We start from the raw sequence: 15475 nt of genomic DNA, 5'->3' as shown, positions 1-15475 counted from the left end.
GAGGAAGCATGTTTTATTCTATCAAAGAATTGGTCGAGCAGGCAGAACTGGACTTTCAAGGAAATGTTGCAGAACTCATGATTACAACGGAGTTTGAATTGACCGGTCGCGAACGTGAAGAAGTCCTCCTTCTCATGGAACGCAATCTGGAGGTCATGAAAGCCTCTGTCCAACTCGGCCTCAATGAAAATAAATCTCGTAGTGGCCTGACAGGTGGAGATGCTGCCAAATTGGATCACTACATTAAAAACGGAAAAACCTTATCAGATTACACGATTCTCTCTGCTGCCCGAAATGCCATCGCAGTCAATGAACACAATGCTAAAATGGGCTTGGTCTGCGCTACTCCAACCGCTGGAAGTGCTGGCTGTCTCCCTTCCGTTCTCACTGCTGCGATTGAAAAATTAGATCTCAGTCACGAGCAACAGCTGGATTTCCTCTTTGCTGCGGGTGCCTTTGGACTAGTCATCGCAAACAATGCCTCTATCTCAGGTGCTGAGGGTGGCTGTCAGGCCGAGGTTGGTTCGGCCTCTGCTATGAGTGCTGCCGCCTTGACTCTGGCTGCGGGCGGAACACCTTATCAAGCCAGTCAGGCCATTGCCTTTGTCATTAAAAATATGCTAGGCCTCATCTGTGACCCTGTGGCTGGCTTGGTCGAAGTTCCTTGTGTCAAACGCAATGCCATGGGAGCCAGCTTTGCCTTCATCGCAGCAGACATGGCCTTGGCAGGTATCGAATCTAAAATCCCTGTGGATGAAGTGATCGATGCCATGTACCAAGTAGGAGCAAGCATGCCAACTGCCTTTCGTGAAACAGCTGAAGGTGGACTCGCTGCCACCCCTACTGGTCGTCGCCTCCAAAAAGAAATTTTCGGAGAATAAACTTATCAAATAGGAGAAACCATGACCTCTATCTCAGCTATCTTTTTCGATCTGGATGGAACCCTCGTTGATAGTTCTATCGGAATTCACAATGCCTTTACCCATACTTTTAAGGAGCTAGGCGTGCCTAGCCCTGATGCCAAAACGATTCGTGGTTTTATGGGACCGCCCCTCGAAAGTAGTTTTGCGACCTGCCTGCCCAAAGAACAAATCTCTGAAGCTGTGCAGATATACCGTTCTTACTACAAGGAAAAAGGCATCCATGAAGCTCAACTTTTCCCTCAGATTGTAGAATTACTTGAGGAACTATCCAAGAATTACCCTCTCTATATCACCACAACAAAAAATACTCCAACTGCTCAAGATATGACAAAAAACTTGGGAATCTATCATTTCTTTGAGGGCATTTATGGTTCCAGCCCTGAAGCACCCCATAAGGCAGATGTCATTCGCCAAGCCTTGCAGACACATCAATTAGCACCTCAACAAGCCATCATCATCGGAGATACCAAGTTTGATATGCTGGGAGCTCAAGAAACAGGCATTCAGAAATTGGCCGTCACTTGGGGATTTGGAGAGCAAGCAGATTTGCTCAACTATCAGCCTGATTATATGGCCCACAAACCCTTAGAAGTTTTGGGGTATTTTCAATAACATAACGGATACTGGGCAAAAACTCAATTTCAGAAGAAAATGAGTCAATCTATACATAACAAAACGCATATTACCAAGGTTCTTCAGACCTGATAATATGCGTTTTTCTTTTTTATTCAACGTGGGTTGTTTGATTGGCAAAGGCGATAATGGCTTGCTTCAATTCATCTCCACTGAGAGTTCGGAACTCTTCAATCTTTTTATCGATGGCTTCTAGAGGCATGACATTAACCTTACCAACGAAGATCTTATCCATAACTTGATTGTCAACGAGTTCGGTTGATACCAAGAGTTCTTCGTAGAGTTTTTCACCTGGGCGGATTCCAACTTCAACAATTGGAATTTCGCTTTCGGTATGGCCACTTAAAAGGACCATTTTCTTAGCCAAGTCATAAATCTTGACTGGTTTGCCCATATCAAGGATAAAGACTTCTCCATCCTTGGCATAGGCACCAGCATGGATGACCAAACGACTAGCTTCTGGAATAGTCATAAAGTAACGGGTCATGCGGAAGTCTGTCACCGTTACAGGACCACCTTCAGCAATCTGACGTTCAAAGACTGGAATGACACTACCACGGCTACCAAGAACATTCCCAAAACGAACTGCACAGTAGGTGGATTGGCTACGTTGGTTAAAGCCAGTAACAATCAACTCAGCCACGCGCTTGGTTGCTCCCATAACATTAGGTGGATTGACCGCCTTATCCGTCGAAATCATAACCATCTTAGGCACCTTGGCTTCATCAACAGCCCTAGCAACATTGTAGGTTCCACGGATATTGTTTTTGAAGGCTTCTTTTGGATTGCGCTCCATCATAGGAACGTGCTTGTGGGCAGCCGCATGATAAACAATAGCAGGCTTGTACTGCTCAAAGACTTGCAAGAGACGGTCGTAGTCTTGAATATCTGCAATAACAGGTACATAATCAATCCCTTGGAACTTGCGAATCAATTCATGATACACAAGGTAAATTGAGTTTTCCCCGTGACCGAGCAAGACGATGCGTTCAGGATTGAAGCGGCTAACTTGGCGACAGATTTCAGAACCGATTGAACCACCAGCTCCTGTAACCAAGATCGTTTTTCCAGTAAGTTCTGTACCCAGACGCGATTCGTCAAGACGAATTTCCTGACGGCCCAAAAGGTCTGTGATATCAATCTTTTGGAAGCCTCCACCTGCTTGGTGAAGACCCTGAACAACTGTTTCAACCTTAGGCATCTTGTAACATTTGACACCCAGTTTATTACACATCTGCAAGATACGCTCATACTCTGACGGATCAAGCGACGGAATCGCAACGATCACACGCTCGATTTGATGGCGTTTAGCTAATTCAGGCAGATTGTCATAAGAGCCCAAAACAGGGATACCACCGAGTTTTTGACCCTTTTTCTTTTCATCATTATCCAAAATACCGACAAGTTCTAAATCACTGGTTGGGTGTTGGTAACTGTTCATAAAGAGGGCACCACCATCGCCAGCACCAATCAAGAAGGTACGACGATGTTCCCCATCACCACTGCCTTTTTTGCGTTTAGAGTAGATTAACTGCCAAGTAATCCGTGGCAATAAAATCAAGAAGGTACTCAACAAGATAAAGAGTACGATAAAACGGATGGAAAAGAGGGGCAAGAAGGCATAGCAGATACTATATGACAAGACACTGCTCGCAGTCACACCAAAAAAGATTTTCATAAAATCCGTAATCTTGCTGTAACGACTAATACTAGCGTTCAACCCCCAAAATCCAATCATCAATTGATAAAACAAGAAGGCCAAACTCGTATAGATAATGTAGTCAACAGGTGCTGGATTAATCAATCCGTAGAATAAGATATAAGATACAATGATGGAAACCACCATACTGAAAATATCAAATATGCCCCAGAAGACTTGTTTTTGTTGTTTATTTAAAATTTCCACCAGATCAATGACATAATCCGTGAGTTTTTTATTCATAGAAATTTACTCCTCCTTAAAAGAGCTGAATGGTTATATTGTTATTATAACACTTTTTTATCCAGTTTACGATTTGCTACAATCTTTTAATTGCTTTTTCGTAACAGCTTCATAAAAATAAACTGTCTGACAAATCCTGGACAAAGGGCAACAACCATCTGAATGGCAACACTCTTGGCGTACTCTCTGTAAGAAATTTGCCTTCTCTTCAGCATGCGCTGACGAGCTTGACGATAGAGTTTGAGGTAACGCAGTCCCCCACGACGCTCAAACATCCCTGCTCCGACACGAACCCTACACAAGATTTGATCCAGATTTCCAGTCTTGGCTCCTGCAGCAATCATATTGAGCCAGAGGAGGTCATCCTCCATATAAAGGCCATCTTCATAATTGCCTGCCTTGAGAACCATGTCCTTCTTGAACATGACAGTCATGTGGTTAAAGGCACTTCTCATCCTTTGATAAGCCACAATATCTGCATGTTGAGTCGGAACACGACGGTAAGAAACAATCTCATCAGGATTATCAATAAATTCTGCAATATGGCCACCTAATAGGTCGAGGTTGTCCTTCTCCATTAACTGAACCTGTTTCTCAAAACGATCTGGAACAGCAATATCATCCGTATCCATACGGGCAATAATATCATACTGACACTGCAAAACACCCTGTCGAAGAGCCAGACCCAAACCTTGATTCTGCTCAAGAGGATAGCGTTTCACTGGAATATCAGACTCAGCTTCAAGCTGGTCTAATACCTGATAGAGCTCAGGAGTCAAAGGCCCATCCTCAACCAGAACCAACTCACTCGGTTTCAAGGTTTGATTTTGAATACTCTCAATAGCATTCTTTAAAAATGTCGGATTTTCCTTTACATAGACCGACATCAAGACGCTGATTTTTTGCTTTTCAAGCACAGTTTTTCTCCAATATATAGATTTCCTTCCACTATTTTATCATAATTTTCAAGACTTTCCCATTTTTATCTTGAAAGCCCAAAACCTTACTTGACATTATAAGGAAAAAACCTTAAAATAAGCTGTTATTAAAATCAGCTAGAAGAGGTATTATATGAAAAAGCAATCACTCTTTTTTGTTCCAGGTATTATACTAATTGGTGTTTCCTTGCGGACTCCTTTTACTGTTTTACCCATTATTTTGGGAGATATTTCGCAAGGACTGGGAGTCGAAGTTAGTTCACTTGGTGTCCTGACCAGCCTTCCTCTCCTCATGTTTACCCTCTTCTCACTATTTTCTACCCGACTGGCTCAGAAAATTGGCTTGGAGCATCTTTTTACCTACAGCCTCTTCTTCTTGACTATCGGTTCTCTGATTCGACTAATCAATCTACCCCTGCTCTATCTAGGAACCTTGATGGTTGGGGCAAGTATCGCAGTCATCAATGTTCTGCTTCCTAGTCTTATCCAAGCTAATCAACCAAAGAAGATTGGTTTTCTGACCACCTTATATGTAACGTCTATGGGGATTGCGACGGCTCTGGCCTCCTATCTGGCGGTGCCTATTACACAAGCCAGTTCTTGGAAAGGACTTATCATCCTCCTCACCCTGCTCTGCCTAGCAACTTTTTTGGTCTGGCTCCCAAATCACCGCTATAATCACAGACTGGCTCCACAAACCAAACAAAAAAGCAAAACAAAGGTTATGCGTAATAAACAGGTCTGGGCAGTGATTGTCTTTGCAGGTTTTCAATCCTTGCTCTTTTACACTGCTATGACTTGGTTACCGACCATGGCTATCCATGCAGGCCTATCCAGTCACGAAGCTGGCTTGCTGACCTCTATCTTCTCTCTGATTAGTATTCCTTTTTCAATGACCATCCCAAGCCTAACAACCAGCTTATCTACTCGCAACCGTCAGCTCATGCTTACTCTGGTTTCACTGGCTGGTGTGGTCGGCATTTCCATGCTCTTTTTCCCTATCGGTAATTTCTTTTACTGGCTTGCCATCCATCTCCTCATCGGAACCGCAACCAGCGCCCTCTTCCCCTATCTCATGGTCAACTTTTCACTTAAGACAAGCGCCCCTGAAAAGACAGCCCAATTGTCTGGTTTATCTCAAACAGGAGGCTATATCCTAGCAGCCTTTGGGCCAACCCTTTTTGGTTACAGTTTTGACCTGTTCCACTCTTGGGTACCAGCTGTAGCTGCCCTCTTGCTCGTCGATATCCTGATGACTGTGGCCCTCTTTACAGTGGACAGAGCTGATAAAATCCTTTAAACTTCTAGTCTTAGCTAGAAGTTTTTTATATATAAAAATTTTACACATTTCTCTTGACAGGGCTTTCTTTTAGATGTACAATGTATGTGTAGAAAAATTATATATAAAAATCTTACACATTAGAAAAGGAGGTTCCCCATGTACTTTCCAACATCCTCTGCCTTGATTGAATTTCTCATCTTGGCTGTACTGGAGCAGGATGATTCTTATGGTTATGAGATTAGCCAAACCATTAAGCTAATCGCTAATATCAAAGAATCCACACTCTATCCCATTCTCAAAAAATTGGAAGGCAATAGCTTTCTGACAACCTATTCTAGAGAGTTCCAAGGTCGCATGCGCAAATACTACTCCTTGACAAACGGTGGTATAGAGCAGCTCGTGACCCTAAAAGATGAATGGGCACTTTATACAGACACCATCAATGGCATCATAGAAGGGAGTATCCGCCATGACAAGAACTGAATACCTGACTCAGCTAGAACTCTATCTCAAAAAACTGCCTCAGGCTGACCAAATCGAAGCCATGGACTATTTCAGAGAACTCTTTGACGATGCTGGAGTCGAGGGAGAAGAAGAACTCATCGCTAGTTTAGGAACTCCCAAAGAAGCGGCCCACGAAGTTCTCTCAAATCTTCTCGATAAAAAAATCAATGAAGCACCTGCTCAAAAGAATAACCGACAAATTTTGCATATCGCCTTGTTAGTCCTACTTGCAGCACCCATCGGTATTCCTCTGGGAATCGCCATCCTCGTTGCCCTGTTCGGAATCCTTGTAGCCGCTTTGACTGTCATTCTGGCTTTCTTTGCGGTTTCCATACTTGGTATCATCGGCGGATTCCTATTTTTAGTTGAAAGTTTCACTGTCCTAGCCCAAGCAAAATCAGCCTTTATCTTGATTTTTGGTGCTGGTTTACTAGCCATCGGTGCTTCTTCGCTGGTTTTACTAGGTATTTCCTATGTAGCTCGTTTCTTCGGTCTACTCATTGTTCGCTTGGTGCAATTTGTTCTCAAAAAAGGAAAGAGAGGTGACCAGCATGCGTAAATGGACAAAAGGATTTCTCATCTTTGGTGTGGTGACTACCATTATCGGCTTTATCCTGCTCTTTGTAGGCATCCAATCTGACGGGATTAAGAGCCTACTTTCCATGTCCAAAGAGCCTGTCTATGATAGTCGGATGGAAGAGCTGACCTTTGGCAAGGAAGTCGAAAACCTAGAGATTACGCTCCACCAACACGCGCTGACCATCACAGACTCTTTCGATGATCAAATCCACATTTCTTATCATCCATCTATTTCTGCTAACCATGATCTTGTCACAAATCAAAGCGACAAAACTCTAAGCCTCACTGATAAGAAACTGTCTGAAACCCCATTTCTCTCTTCTGGAATTGGCGGGATTCTCCATATCGCAAGTAGCTACTCTAGTCGTTTTAATGAAGTTATTCTCCAAGTTCCAAAGGGAAGAAGTCTAAAAGGGATCAACATCTCAGCAAATCGCGGTCAAACCAGTATCACTAATGCTAGTCTTGAAAATGCGACCATCAATACCAATAATAGCTATCTCCTCCGAATTGAAGGAAGTCGTATCAAAAACAGTAAACTCACAACACCAAATATTATCAATATCTTTGATACAGACCTTACAGATAGTCAGCTAGAATCAACAGAACATCACATCCACGCTGAAAAAATCCAAATACACGGTAAGGTGGAATTGGTAGCAAAAACAAACCTAAACCTGCTACTTTCTGAAGAAGAAAAACAAAGAATCAACTTAGATCTTTCAACAAAACATGGTTCTATTCTTCATTTTCTAAGAGAAGGAAGACATTCATTTAGCAATAAAGAAAACAAAGATGAACGATTAAGCAATCCTTATAAAACAGAAAAAGCTGATGTGAAAGATCAACTCATAGCAAGGGCAGACCAGGATATCTATCTACTCAAAGCAGAGGAACACAAGTCTTCTTCTAGAAACCGTTGACAAAAGCGCTTACATCTGCTACTATGAAAGCATATTTATCTAACTAAAAAGGAGGTTCTACCATGAAACAAGAATGGTTTGAAAGTAATGATTTTGTAAAAACAACAAGCAAGAACAAGCCTGAAGAACAACCCAAAAATCTTGCAGACAAGGCTGAAGAAACGATAGCCGATCTCGATACACCAATTGAAAAAAATACTCAAGTAGAGGAGGAAGTCTCTCAAGCTGAAGTCGAACTGGAAAGCCAGCAAGAAGAGAAAATTGAAATGCCTGAAGACAGTGAATCGAGAACAGGAATAGAAGAAAAGAAAGCATTAGATTCTACTGAAGAAGAGCCATACCTTTCTAAAGAAACAGAAAAAGTCACTATAGCTGAAGAGAGTCAAGAAGCACTTCCTCAGCAAAAACCAACCACGAAAGAGCCCCTTCTTATCAGTCAATCCTTAGAAAGTCCCTATATCCCCGACCAAGCTCCAAAATCTACGGATAGATGGAAAGAGCAAGCGCTTGATTTTTGGTCTTGGCTAGTGGAAGCAATCAAATCTCCTACGAGCAAGCTTGAAACAAGTAGCACACACAGTTACACAGCCTTTCTCTTGCTCATTCTGTTTTCTGCGTCTTCCTTTTTCTTTAGTATCTATCACATCAAACATGCTTACTATGGACATATAGCAACTATGCATAATCACTTCCCTGAACAATTTGCTTCATTAAATCTCTTTTCGATTATCTCTATCCTAGTAGCAACAACACTCTTCTTCTTTTCATTCCTCTTTGGTAGTTTCGTTGTGAGACGATTTATCCACCAGGAAAAAGACTGGACGCTGGAAAAGATTCTCCAACAATATAGTCAACTCTTGGCAATTCCAATCTTCCTCACTGCCATTGCTAGTTTCTTTGCCTTCTTTGATAGCCTACGATTTACAGCCCTTTTGTGTGTGATTAGCATTGGAATCATTCTACTTGCTAGCCTCCATATCATTACAAGATCTAGTCAAGCAAGTGAAACTGACTCCTTCTATCAATTATTCTTGTCTGTCCTTGTGAATGGGGTCATCATCCTCCTCTTCTTTGTAGCTGAAGTAGCACTGATTGGAGATTATCTTCGTATCTTGGCCTTTCTTTAAACTTCATACTCTTCGAAAATCTCTTCAAACCACGTCAGCTTCGCCTTACCGTAGAAATATGTTCCTGACTTTGTCAGTCTTATCTACAACCTCAAAACAGTGTTTTGAGCAGCCTGCGGCTAGCTTCCTAGTTTGCTCTTTGATTTTCATTGAGTAGCAATCCTGTCATCCATGGCAGGATTTTTCTATGCCAAAAAAGCAAGTCGATTGACCTGCTTCTGCTTTACTTTTCTTGTGCTAATGCTTTAAAATCTTTGTCTAAGATGGGTTTTATTTCTATAGTTTAGTAGTATGATAACGTTGCTATGAAGTTCGTTATTCCAAATATTATGCAAACTAGGAGTCTCAATTTGATAAGAGTCCGCATCAATACCATAGCTTTTTAGTATATCTTCTATATCAAACAAAGACAATCCTTGGTGGTTATTGTTATCAAATTGTAGACTATCTAAATGTTCTAATTTTGGGAAATAGTAAGAAATGATTGTCTTTACACAAGCCATTCCACAATCCAGCAAAGTTGCTTGTTTATAGTGACTAACCATTATTTTCTCCTTTTTCAACACTTATCTTACTATAACCATCAACTTCAATGACGCTATTCGAAGTTTGATTTGTCGTAGGAACCCTTAAAACTTCTCCTGTATTATTTGTATGTAAAGTATAGATTCCATCAAAGTCTTCAGGAACCGTAATAGATACATCGCCAACAAGTGTATCTACAAAAATTTTTTCGAAAGTTGCATTTTTCCCTAAGGAAATGGTTACATATAACTTGTCTTTCCCTTGTGAACTCAAAGCCAAATTAAAGCCATGTTGTGAAAATGGAATATATAGACTATCTGAACTCATTTTAACGTTTTTAGTTATGTTATTCACTGATTCTTCGGAAACTTTTCCTTCTATTTGAACACTTGTTTCATCTGATTCACTCTTGATAACTTTAACATCAATTGCTTGCTTTGAACCATAAAACTCTAACGTTTTAATGCTTTTAGAAGAAAGAGCCCACGATTGTTTTACACTGATTGTCGTCTCTCCTCGTTTTAAGGTTAATAAAATTCCAGCCACTACAAACAGTAACAACAGCCCAATTACAATTCCTATTTTTTTCATCATTAGTACTCCTACTTAAATTCTTTTTTACTGAATACAACAAACGCAAGTACAATCACTGCTATACTTACCAATATAGGATAGCCTACATTCGTAAGGGTAAATTGACTTACCTCAGGGGAAGTTTTCAAATTTAAAGTCATAAGCAAATAGTCTCTCACACTCTCACCAGAGTTTGGAAGGACATAAGCCAATAGGTTATCAAATAGTAAAATGTAGAGTGTATAAATCATACATGATTCATAAACCTTATCAAATATTTGAAAAATCAATAACGAGATACTGATAATAACCAAATAGTATGGCAATTGGTGTAAAAATGTTGAAACAATCAACACCAAGTCTCCCTCCAAATAGACAAGAGCTGTTAAACCATAAAAAATAGTTACATATAGGAAAGACAAACAAAAGGCTCCCAAAGTTTTATATAAAAATAACTTCCATCGTTGGTTTTCTTTTGTGAGTAGAATATTAATCGTACGAAAACTATAATCTTCCCCCCAGAAAAATAAATTAGTAGAGATGAAAAGCAAAGGAATAAAACCACTTACATTTGAAATCAATACTCGAAATTCTGGTTCATCTCCATTCGATGACTTAAAAAATAAGGAGAATAACAAAATCAATAATCCTATCAACAAACTAGGAAGCACTCCTCTTTTTTCCCAGTAAAATTTATACATATCTGCTTTAAGAGAACTCATGATTCTCCTCCTTTCTTAAATCATCAGATAATATTACTCAAATAGTAGTCCTCAAAGCGTTCCTTCTTAATATATATATCCTGTATCACTAGATTTGAAGCAACACTATATTCCAAGATAACCATTAATTTTTCCTTTTCTGGCACAACCAGATAGTCCTCCTGCTCAAAATGAACAATTCCCTCTTCTTTTAAAAACGTTTTTAGAATCTGATTAGCACTCGTCTTAAGAAATAGCTTTTCCGACAAATCATTTGCTAGCTCTTTTGAACTCATCACATTTAGAATTTTCCCCTTTTTCATAATGATATACTTATCTGTTATAAACTCCAACTCCGATAGGATATGGCTTGAAATCAAAAAGGTAACTCCCAACTGATCCCTTAAATTCAAAATCATTTTTCTTAAATCTGAAATCCCTTGAGGATCTAAACCATTCACTGGTTCATCTAAGATAATAAGCTCTGGATTATCCAAAAGAGCAATTGCTATCGATAATCTTTGCTTCATTCCAAGAGAATAGTTTTTTACTTTTCTGTCCCATGATGTTTGGGGTAGGCGAACCAATTCCAACATTTTTATGGTATCTGTCTTTAAACCAAATCTTGTTTTATAATATTGCAAGTGTTGACGTCCAGTCAAGTTTGGATAAAGGGCAGGTGATTCGATAATACTGCCAATCTTATGCTGAGAAACACTCTTGATTTCTCCCTTATCAGCTCGAATGAGTCCTAGGAGAATTCTCATTAATGTTGTCTTTCCAGCACCATTCTCTCCGATAAGACCACATATTTCCCCTTGCTCAATATCAAAGGAAATATTATGTAGAACCTGTTCTTTCCCATATGTTTTATCAATATTTTTAAGACTTAAAATCACACGATTCATAGTTTCTCTCCGTTCATTATACCCTTTGCTTTCATGAATTATCCTCCACCTCTGAAATCCCAAAATTCTTAACATCTGTAATTTCCTCAGGCAGAATTACAATTCGCTCTTCGCCTGCATCTAAAATAGCTAAACGGAATGGTTCCTTATTCAACTCTATTTGTACCAACTTTTGCTCCGCCGTGTTATTTCGAAACAGCAAACTGTGGCGAGTTTGTGTAAACGTCTCTAGCGAGATACTAAAATCTTCCATTTCTATCTCCTATCCATAAAACCAAAAACTAAGACTTAAGAATACTTCAAATCCAAACATTTTTCTTTCCTCCTTATCTCTTGTTCTTTATGATTAAAGTATAGCGCTTTCAAAAATAAAAAAACATGACAAAAATGTCATGTTAGCTCTCCATTTCCTCAAAAGTTTTTATATCTTTTTCTCCCAATATACGCGCTTCTAATACTGAGTCCCCAAATGCTTGAGCACAAATAATAGCTCTATCGTATAAGCGGATGGCTTTTTCCTTATCCCGTTTATGAAATAAGGTACACATAGCTTCAAGCATATCAACAATTGGCTTGTTTTGAAAATCCTGCGATAAAATCATCAGCCTGTTCATCGCCTTAACATAAGGCTCAAAAGTAGAGTAAGATTTTTCCATCCATTGAACAGCTAAAGAATCAAGCACCGTTCTCTTTAACATATAAGCTGTCTCTAAATCGGATGAATTTGTTTCTCTTATAAGTTTTTTAGAAAGCATCCAAAATAGTTCATGATGATACTCAGTCGGTCTTGCCAAACATGAACCAAAGTACAATTTTATCAGAAGCAAATCATTCACCGAATAGTTTTTCCTTATCTTTACTTGTTCAAAATATTCATCCAGCAAAGCATCGCCAAAACCTGCATCTTCACTTACAAAGACATCAAAACTAGCTTGTAAGGAACTAACTGCAATCTGCTCATCCTCAGGTAGACTGTCATAATAGTGTTCGTAAACTCTTTCAAACAACTCTTCCTTAACTTGGATTCTATCATCATCTCCATAAGTTTGAAACTTAATGAGTTTATCCTTTAATATCAAGTACTCGGAGGGTAAAATCATATGATCCATATCTACTATATGTGAAATTGAACAGCCTAGTTTGTAAGCTATATACTCTACCTTGGATAAACTCGGGGAAGACTGGCCTGATTCAATCCGTGCTAATTGGCGCACCGTTATCTCGGTTTCATCATCACAAAGAGTTTCACGAGTGATATGTTTCATCTCTCGCAACATTCGGATTCTTTTACCTACTTCTATTTTTATATCCATTTATTTACTCTCCTGACAACTATTTCCATATAAAAAATAAATTCCCTGTATATATTTTACTATTTTCTATAGAGATAAGCAATATTTGAAATATATATAACTATCTTTGTGTTATGACATAAATTTCAGTTCAACTATTACTACACCTTGGCAATTCCAATCATCCTCACTGCCATTGCTAGTTTCTTTGCCTTCTTTGATAGCCTACGATTTACAGCCCTCTTGTGTGTGATTAGCATTGGAATCATTCTGCTTGCTAGTCTCCATATCATTACAAGGCCAAGTCAAACAAGTGAAGCCGACTCCTTCTATCAATTATTCTTGTCTGTCCTTGTGAATGGAGTCATTATCCTCCTCTTCTTTGTAGCTGAAGTGGCACTGATTGGAGATTATCTTCGTATCTTGGCCTTTCTTTAAACTTTATACTCTTCGAAAATCTCTTCAAACCGCGTCAGCTTCGCCTTGCCGTAGATATATGTTCCTGACTTCGTCAGTTTCATCTACAACCTCAAAACAGTGTTTTGAGCAGCCTGCGGCTAGCTTCCTAGTTTGCTCTTTGATTTTCATTGAGTATTAGATTTTTGAGTAAAAAGCATAGAAAAACAGCCCCTAAGGACTGTTTGAACTTATACAGTAGCTGCTTGTTCCAAGCTTTCACCGATAGCGGCTAAGCGCTCGACAACTTCAGCTTGTGTCAATTCATTTTCTGAAACATAGCGGTTACGTGGGTGAACACGGCACTCGTGTGAGCATCCACGAAGGTACTTGTCTTCATTTTCTTCTGATGTCAAGATACGACGGTTACAGAATGGATTTCCACAGTTGACATAACGTTCACATGGTGTTCCATCAAACCAGTCTTTCCCTACGATGGTTGGGTTGACATGGTTAACATCTACGGCGATACGCTCGTCAAAGACGTACATTTTCCCATCCCAAAGCTCACCTTGAACTTCTGGGTCTTTACCGTAAGTTGCGATTCCTCCGTGCAATTGGCCAACATCTTTGTAGCCTTCACGGACCATCCAACCTGAGAATTTCTCACAGCGAACACCACCTGTACAGTAAACCACGACGCGCTTGTCCATGAATTTTTCCTTGTTGTCACGAACCCATTGTGGCAACTCACGGAAGTTGCGGATGTCTGGGCGGATAGCCCCACGGAAATGTCCTAGGTCGTACTCATAATCGTTACGTGTGTCAAGGACAACGGTATCTTCGTCAAGAAGGGCTTCTTTGAACTCTTTTGGAGACAAGTAAGCACCTGTTGTTTCAAGTGGGTTGATGTCGTTGTCAAAGTCGTTGTCTTCCAAACCAAGGTGGACAATTTCTTTCTTGTAGCGAACAAACATCTTCTTGAAGGCTTGTTCATTTTCTTCGTCAATCTTGAACCAGAGGTCTTCCATTCCTGGGAGGCTATGAACGTAGTCCATATATTTTTGAGTTGTTTCGTAGTCACCTGAAACTGTTCCGTTAATTCCCTCGTCAGCGACTAGGATACGGCCTTTAAGACCGATTGATTTACAGAAAGCCAAGTGGTCTGCAGCAAATTGCTCTGCATTTTCAATTGGAGTATAAAGGTAGTAAAGTAAGACACGAATATCTTTTGCCATAAGATTTGTTCTCTTTTCTATTCTTAAATTTTCAGAATTTTTCATCTGACTATACCAGTATACCTGCTTAAGAAAACGAATGCAATTTATTTGACTGGAAATTTTAGAAGGTGTCCTGTCCCTGCACTTCATCAGTAGCCATAGCGAATAGCAGATAATTCTCTCAACTTTTTTATTTGCTCGGCTTGATTTTCTGACAAAATCAACTTATTATCAATCAACACACGTGAGATGTCAACATTCATTTGGCTCAATATAAATGGAGTAGAGGTCCCATCGTCCTCTAATCGTCTTTTATAACTCACTAACAGATTTTTCAAGAGAGTCAGTTGAGGCACATCCTTTATATCTTCCAGTAGATAGTCAATGATCGCCATCGCTTCACAACGCCTTTCTCTTCCTCCAGCAAACCACTTTAATGGTGTCATACTCATTTACCTCCTTAAATTGAAAAACGTTCCTTCCTAGCTCTCATGCTAATATTTTACCCAAACACCCTATGTAAAAAAGTCAGCAGAAATGGCAAGGTCGCTACAATATTATTGATAACATAAGACGCACAAGCAGAATTAAAGTTTTAAAAAATAAAACTTAATCTTAACTACCGATTTAGCAACTAATCTAGCAAGCCACAATAAACCATCTCCTTGAAATACTAGGCCTATCTAGACTGAACTTAAATTTTTGTTTAGAGGCTGGACAAAAACTCAATTTCAGGAGAAAACAAAGTAAATCTTCCCACAATAAAACTGACATAATAAAAATCCTCATCGCTCCAAACAACACTATCCATGCAAAAATCATGAGTATGATCATCTGTAAAATCAAAACTTCCTAAAATCATACCTACCAATTCTACTAACGTTTCTTTTTTAGGAATGTGTATATGCCGATAGCAACTTTTCCAAATTTGACAGAAACAACCCAAGAACGCATAGATAACAGCTTTTCAGCCTCTATTCCCTGTTTTATTCATTTTAAATGTACCATA

General features: G+C 39.6%; 19 protein-coding genes and 2 pseudogenes. 8 read left to right on the top strand and 13 right to left on the bottom strand.

Translation table 11 applies throughout. The annotated features are described in order from the left end of the window. Nucleotides 1-8 precede the first annotated feature (8 nt). Both sdaAA and CJ239_RS01335 read left to right on the top strand, forming a co-directional pair. Complete coding sequence (gene sdaAA, locus CJ239_RS01340) at nucleotides 9-881, top strand: L-serine ammonia-lyase, iron-sulfur-dependent, subunit alpha (protein WP_000500052.1); 873 nt, start codon at nucleotides 9-11, stop codon at nucleotides 879-881. Nucleotides 882-902: 21 nt separating this feature from the next. Beyond that, entirely contained in the window at nucleotides 903-1535 is a 633-nt protein-coding gene (locus CJ239_RS01335; protein WP_102210278.1) for an HAD family hydrolase, read from the top strand. Between the two features lie 112 nt (nucleotides 1536-1647). Here CJ239_RS01335 and CJ239_RS01330 read toward each other — a convergent pair whose 3' ends face one another. Continuing rightward, nucleotides 1648-3498, bottom strand: a complete 1851-nt coding sequence (locus tag CJ239_RS01330) for a nucleoside-diphosphate sugar epimerase/dehydratase (protein ID WP_102210277.1) — start codon at nucleotides 3496-3498, stop codon at nucleotides 1648-1650. Nucleotides 3499-3584: 86 nt separating this feature from the next. Further along, nucleotides 3585-4415, bottom strand: coding sequence for a glycosyltransferase (locus CJ239_RS01325; protein WP_102210276.1), 831 nt, complete (start codon nucleotides 4413-4415; stop codon nucleotides 3585-3587). A 154-nt stretch (nucleotides 4416-4569) separates the two neighbouring features. Between CJ239_RS01325 and CJ239_RS01320 the strand changes: the two genes are divergently transcribed. The 5 genes from CJ239_RS01320 (at nucleotide 4570) to CJ239_RS01300 (ending at nucleotide 8851) form a co-directional block, all read left to right on the top strand. Beyond that, the gene (locus tag CJ239_RS01320) at nucleotides 4570-5736 is read left to right on the top strand and encodes an MFS transporter (protein WP_050242670.1); all 1167 of its coding nucleotides are present in this window, start codon (nucleotides 4570-4572) and stop codon (nucleotides 5734-5736) included. Between the two features lie 138 nt (nucleotides 5737-5874). Then, complete coding sequence (locus CJ239_RS01315) at nucleotides 5875-6201, top strand: PadR family transcriptional regulator (RefSeq protein WP_000273858.1); 327 nt, start codon at nucleotides 5875-5877, stop codon at nucleotides 6199-6201. After that, nucleotides 6188-6781 carry a DUF1700 domain-containing protein gene (locus CJ239_RS01310; RefSeq protein ID WP_102210275.1) on the top strand — a complete coding sequence of 198 codons (594 nt, stop codon included), beginning with the start codon at nucleotides 6188-6190 and terminating at the stop codon, nucleotides 6779-6781. Before CJ239_RS01315 ends, CJ239_RS01310 begins: the two co-directional genes overlap by 14 nt. Continuing rightward, nucleotides 6774-7724, top strand: coding sequence for a DUF4097 family beta strand repeat-containing protein (locus tag CJ239_RS01305; RefSeq protein ID WP_102210274.1), 951 nt, complete (start codon nucleotides 6774-6776; stop codon nucleotides 7722-7724). The genes CJ239_RS01310 and CJ239_RS01305 overlap by 8 nt, the downstream gene beginning before the upstream one ends. A 62-nt stretch (nucleotides 7725-7786) precedes the next feature. Then, a complete protein-coding gene (locus tag CJ239_RS01300; RefSeq protein ID WP_102210273.1) occupies nucleotides 7787-8851 on the top strand; it encodes a DUF6574 domain-containing protein in 1065 nt (354 codons plus the stop codon). Nucleotides 8852-9096: 245 nt separating this feature from the next. On the opposite strand, the gene CJ239_RS01295 is transcribed toward CJ239_RS01300, so the two are convergent. The 6 genes from CJ239_RS01295 to CJ239_RS01270 form a co-directional block, all read right to left on the bottom strand. Further along, on the bottom strand, nucleotides 9097-9396 hold the full coding sequence (locus CJ239_RS01295) for a cysteine peptidase family C39 domain-containing protein (RefSeq protein ID WP_257994392.1): 300 nt from the start codon (nucleotides 9394-9396) through the stop codon (nucleotides 9097-9099). Next, nucleotides 9389-9967, bottom strand: coding sequence for a hypothetical protein (locus CJ239_RS01290; protein WP_257994391.1), 579 nt, complete (start codon nucleotides 9965-9967; stop codon nucleotides 9389-9391). Before CJ239_RS01290 ends, CJ239_RS01295 begins: the two co-directional genes overlap by 8 nt. A gap of 11 nt (nucleotides 9968-9978) precedes the next feature. After that, a complete protein-coding gene (locus CJ239_RS01285; protein WP_102210271.1) occupies nucleotides 9979-10671 on the bottom strand; it encodes an ABC transporter permease in 693 nt (230 codons plus the stop codon). 23 nt (nucleotides 10672-10694) lie between these two features. After that, nucleotides 10695-11558, bottom strand: a complete 864-nt coding sequence (locus tag CJ239_RS01280; protein ID WP_102210270.1) for an ATP-binding cassette domain-containing protein — start codon at nucleotides 11556-11558, stop codon at nucleotides 10695-10697. 31 nt (nucleotides 11559-11589) lie between these two features. Then, on the bottom strand, nucleotides 11590-11811 hold the full coding sequence (locus CJ239_RS01275) for a hypothetical protein (protein WP_102210269.1): 222 nt from the start codon (nucleotides 11809-11811) through the stop codon (nucleotides 11590-11592). Between the two features lie 142 nt (nucleotides 11812-11953). Continuing rightward, on the bottom strand, nucleotides 11954-12871 hold the full coding sequence (locus tag CJ239_RS01270) for an XRE family transcriptional regulator (RefSeq protein ID WP_102210268.1): 918 nt from the start codon (nucleotides 12869-12871) through the stop codon (nucleotides 11954-11956). Between the two features lie 135 nt (nucleotides 12872-13006). On the opposite strand from CJ239_RS01270, the pseudogene CJ239_RS01265 reads away from it, so the two are divergent. Then, nucleotides 13007-13288 (top strand): annotated as a pseudogene (locus tag CJ239_RS01265) (DUF6574 domain-containing protein); the annotation flags it as partial. Between the two features lie 24 nt (nucleotides 13289-13312). On the opposite strand, the gene CJ239_RS11955 reads toward CJ239_RS01265, so the two are convergent. The 5 genes and pseudogenes from CJ239_RS11955 to CJ239_RS11845 form a co-directional block, all read right to left on the bottom strand. After that, complete coding sequence (locus CJ239_RS11955; RefSeq protein WP_256959082.1) at nucleotides 13313-13438, bottom strand: hypothetical protein; 126 nt, start codon at nucleotides 13436-13438, stop codon at nucleotides 13313-13315. 59 nt (nucleotides 13439-13497) lie between these two features. After that, nucleotides 13498-14484 (bottom strand): rhodanese-related sulfurtransferase, encoded by a 987-nt coding sequence (locus tag CJ239_RS01260; RefSeq protein ID WP_102210267.1) that lies wholly within the window; start codon nucleotides 14482-14484, stop codon nucleotides 13498-13500. 131 nt (nucleotides 14485-14615) lie between these two features. Further along, nucleotides 14616-14912, bottom strand: coding sequence for a bacteriocin immunity protein (locus tag CJ239_RS01255; RefSeq protein WP_180958181.1), 297 nt, complete (start codon nucleotides 14910-14912; stop codon nucleotides 14616-14618). Between the two features lie 56 nt (nucleotides 14913-14968). Further along, a pseudogene (locus tag CJ239_RS01250) lies at nucleotides 14969-15043 on the bottom strand (CPBP family intramembrane glutamate endopeptidase); the annotation flags it as partial. 129 nt (nucleotides 15044-15172) lie between these two features. After that, nucleotides 15173-15328 carry a hypothetical protein gene (locus tag CJ239_RS11845; protein WP_219716962.1) on the bottom strand — a complete coding sequence of 52 codons (156 nt, stop codon included), beginning with the start codon at nucleotides 15326-15328 and terminating at the stop codon, nucleotides 15173-15175. Between the last annotated feature and the right edge of the window lie 147 nt (nucleotides 15329-15475).

Source organism: Streptococcus sp. UMB0029 (genome assembly GCF_002871495.1).
Lineage (GTDB): Bacteria > Bacillota > Bacilli > Lactobacillales > Streptococcaceae > Streptococcus.
Note: the sequence above shows the minus strand (reverse complement) of the source record. Positions and strands in the feature narration are given on the sequence as shown.

Bases quoted from the DNA above. Each gene is read 5' to 3' on its own strand.
- sdaAA (WP_000500052.1), top strand. From the start codon at position 9: ATGTTTTATTCTATCAAAGAATTGGTCGAGCAGGCAGAACTGGACTTT.
- CJ239_RS01335 (WP_102210278.1), top strand. From the start codon at position 903: ATGACCTCTATCTCAGCTATCTTTTTCGATCTGGATGGAACCCTCGTT.
- CJ239_RS01330 (WP_102210277.1), bottom strand. From the start codon at position 3,498: ATGAATAAAAAACTCACGGATTATGTCATTGATCTGGTGGAAATTTTA.
- CJ239_RS01320 (WP_050242670.1), top strand. From the start codon at position 4,570: ATGAAAAAGCAATCACTCTTTTTTGTTCCAGGTATTATACTAATTGGT.
- CJ239_RS01315 (WP_000273858.1), top strand. From the start codon at position 5,875: ATGTACTTTCCAACATCCTCTGCCTTGATTGAATTTCTCATCTTGGCT.
- CJ239_RS01310 (WP_102210275.1), top strand. From the start codon at position 6,188: ATGACAAGAACTGAATACCTGACTCAGCTAGAACTCTATCTCAAAAAA.
- CJ239_RS01305 (WP_102210274.1), top strand. From the start codon at position 6,774: ATGCGTAAATGGACAAAAGGATTTCTCATCTTTGGTGTGGTGACTACC.
- CJ239_RS01300 (WP_102210273.1), top strand. From the start codon at position 7,787: ATGAAACAAGAATGGTTTGAAAGTAATGATTTTGTAAAAACAACAAGC.
- CJ239_RS01295 (WP_257994392.1), bottom strand. From the start codon at position 9,396: ATGGTTAGTCACTATAAACAAGCAACTTTGCTGGATTGTGGAATGGCT.
- CJ239_RS01290 (WP_257994391.1), bottom strand. From the start codon at position 9,967: ATGAAAAAAATAGGAATTGTAATTGGGCTGTTGTTACTGTTTGTAGTG.
- CJ239_RS01285 (WP_102210271.1), bottom strand. From the start codon at position 10,671: ATGAGTTCTCTTAAAGCAGATATGTATAAATTTTACTGGGAAAAAAGA.
- CJ239_RS01280 (WP_102210270.1), bottom strand. From the start codon at position 11,558: ATGAATCGTGTGATTTTAAGTCTTAAAAATATTGATAAAACATATGGG.
- CJ239_RS01275 (WP_102210269.1), bottom strand. From the start codon at position 11,811: ATGGAAGATTTTAGTATCTCGCTAGAGACGTTTACACAAACTCGCCAC.
- CJ239_RS01270 (WP_102210268.1), bottom strand. From the start codon at position 12,871: ATGGATATAAAAATAGAAGTAGGTAAAAGAATCCGAATGTTGCGAGAG.
- CJ239_RS11955 (WP_256959082.1), bottom strand. From the start codon at position 13,438: ATGAAAATCAAAGAGCAAACTAGGAAGCTAGCCGCAGGCTGCTCAAAA.
- CJ239_RS01260 (WP_102210267.1), bottom strand. From the start codon at position 14,484: ATGGCAAAAGATATTCGTGTCTTACTTTACTACCTTTATACTCCAATT.
- CJ239_RS01255 (WP_180958181.1), bottom strand. From the start codon at position 14,912: ATGACACCATTAAAGTGGTTTGCTGGAGGAAGAGAAAGGCGTTGTGAA.
- CJ239_RS11845 (WP_219716962.1), bottom strand. From the start codon at position 15,328: ATGATTTTAGGAAGTTTTGATTTTACAGATGATCATACTCATGATTTT.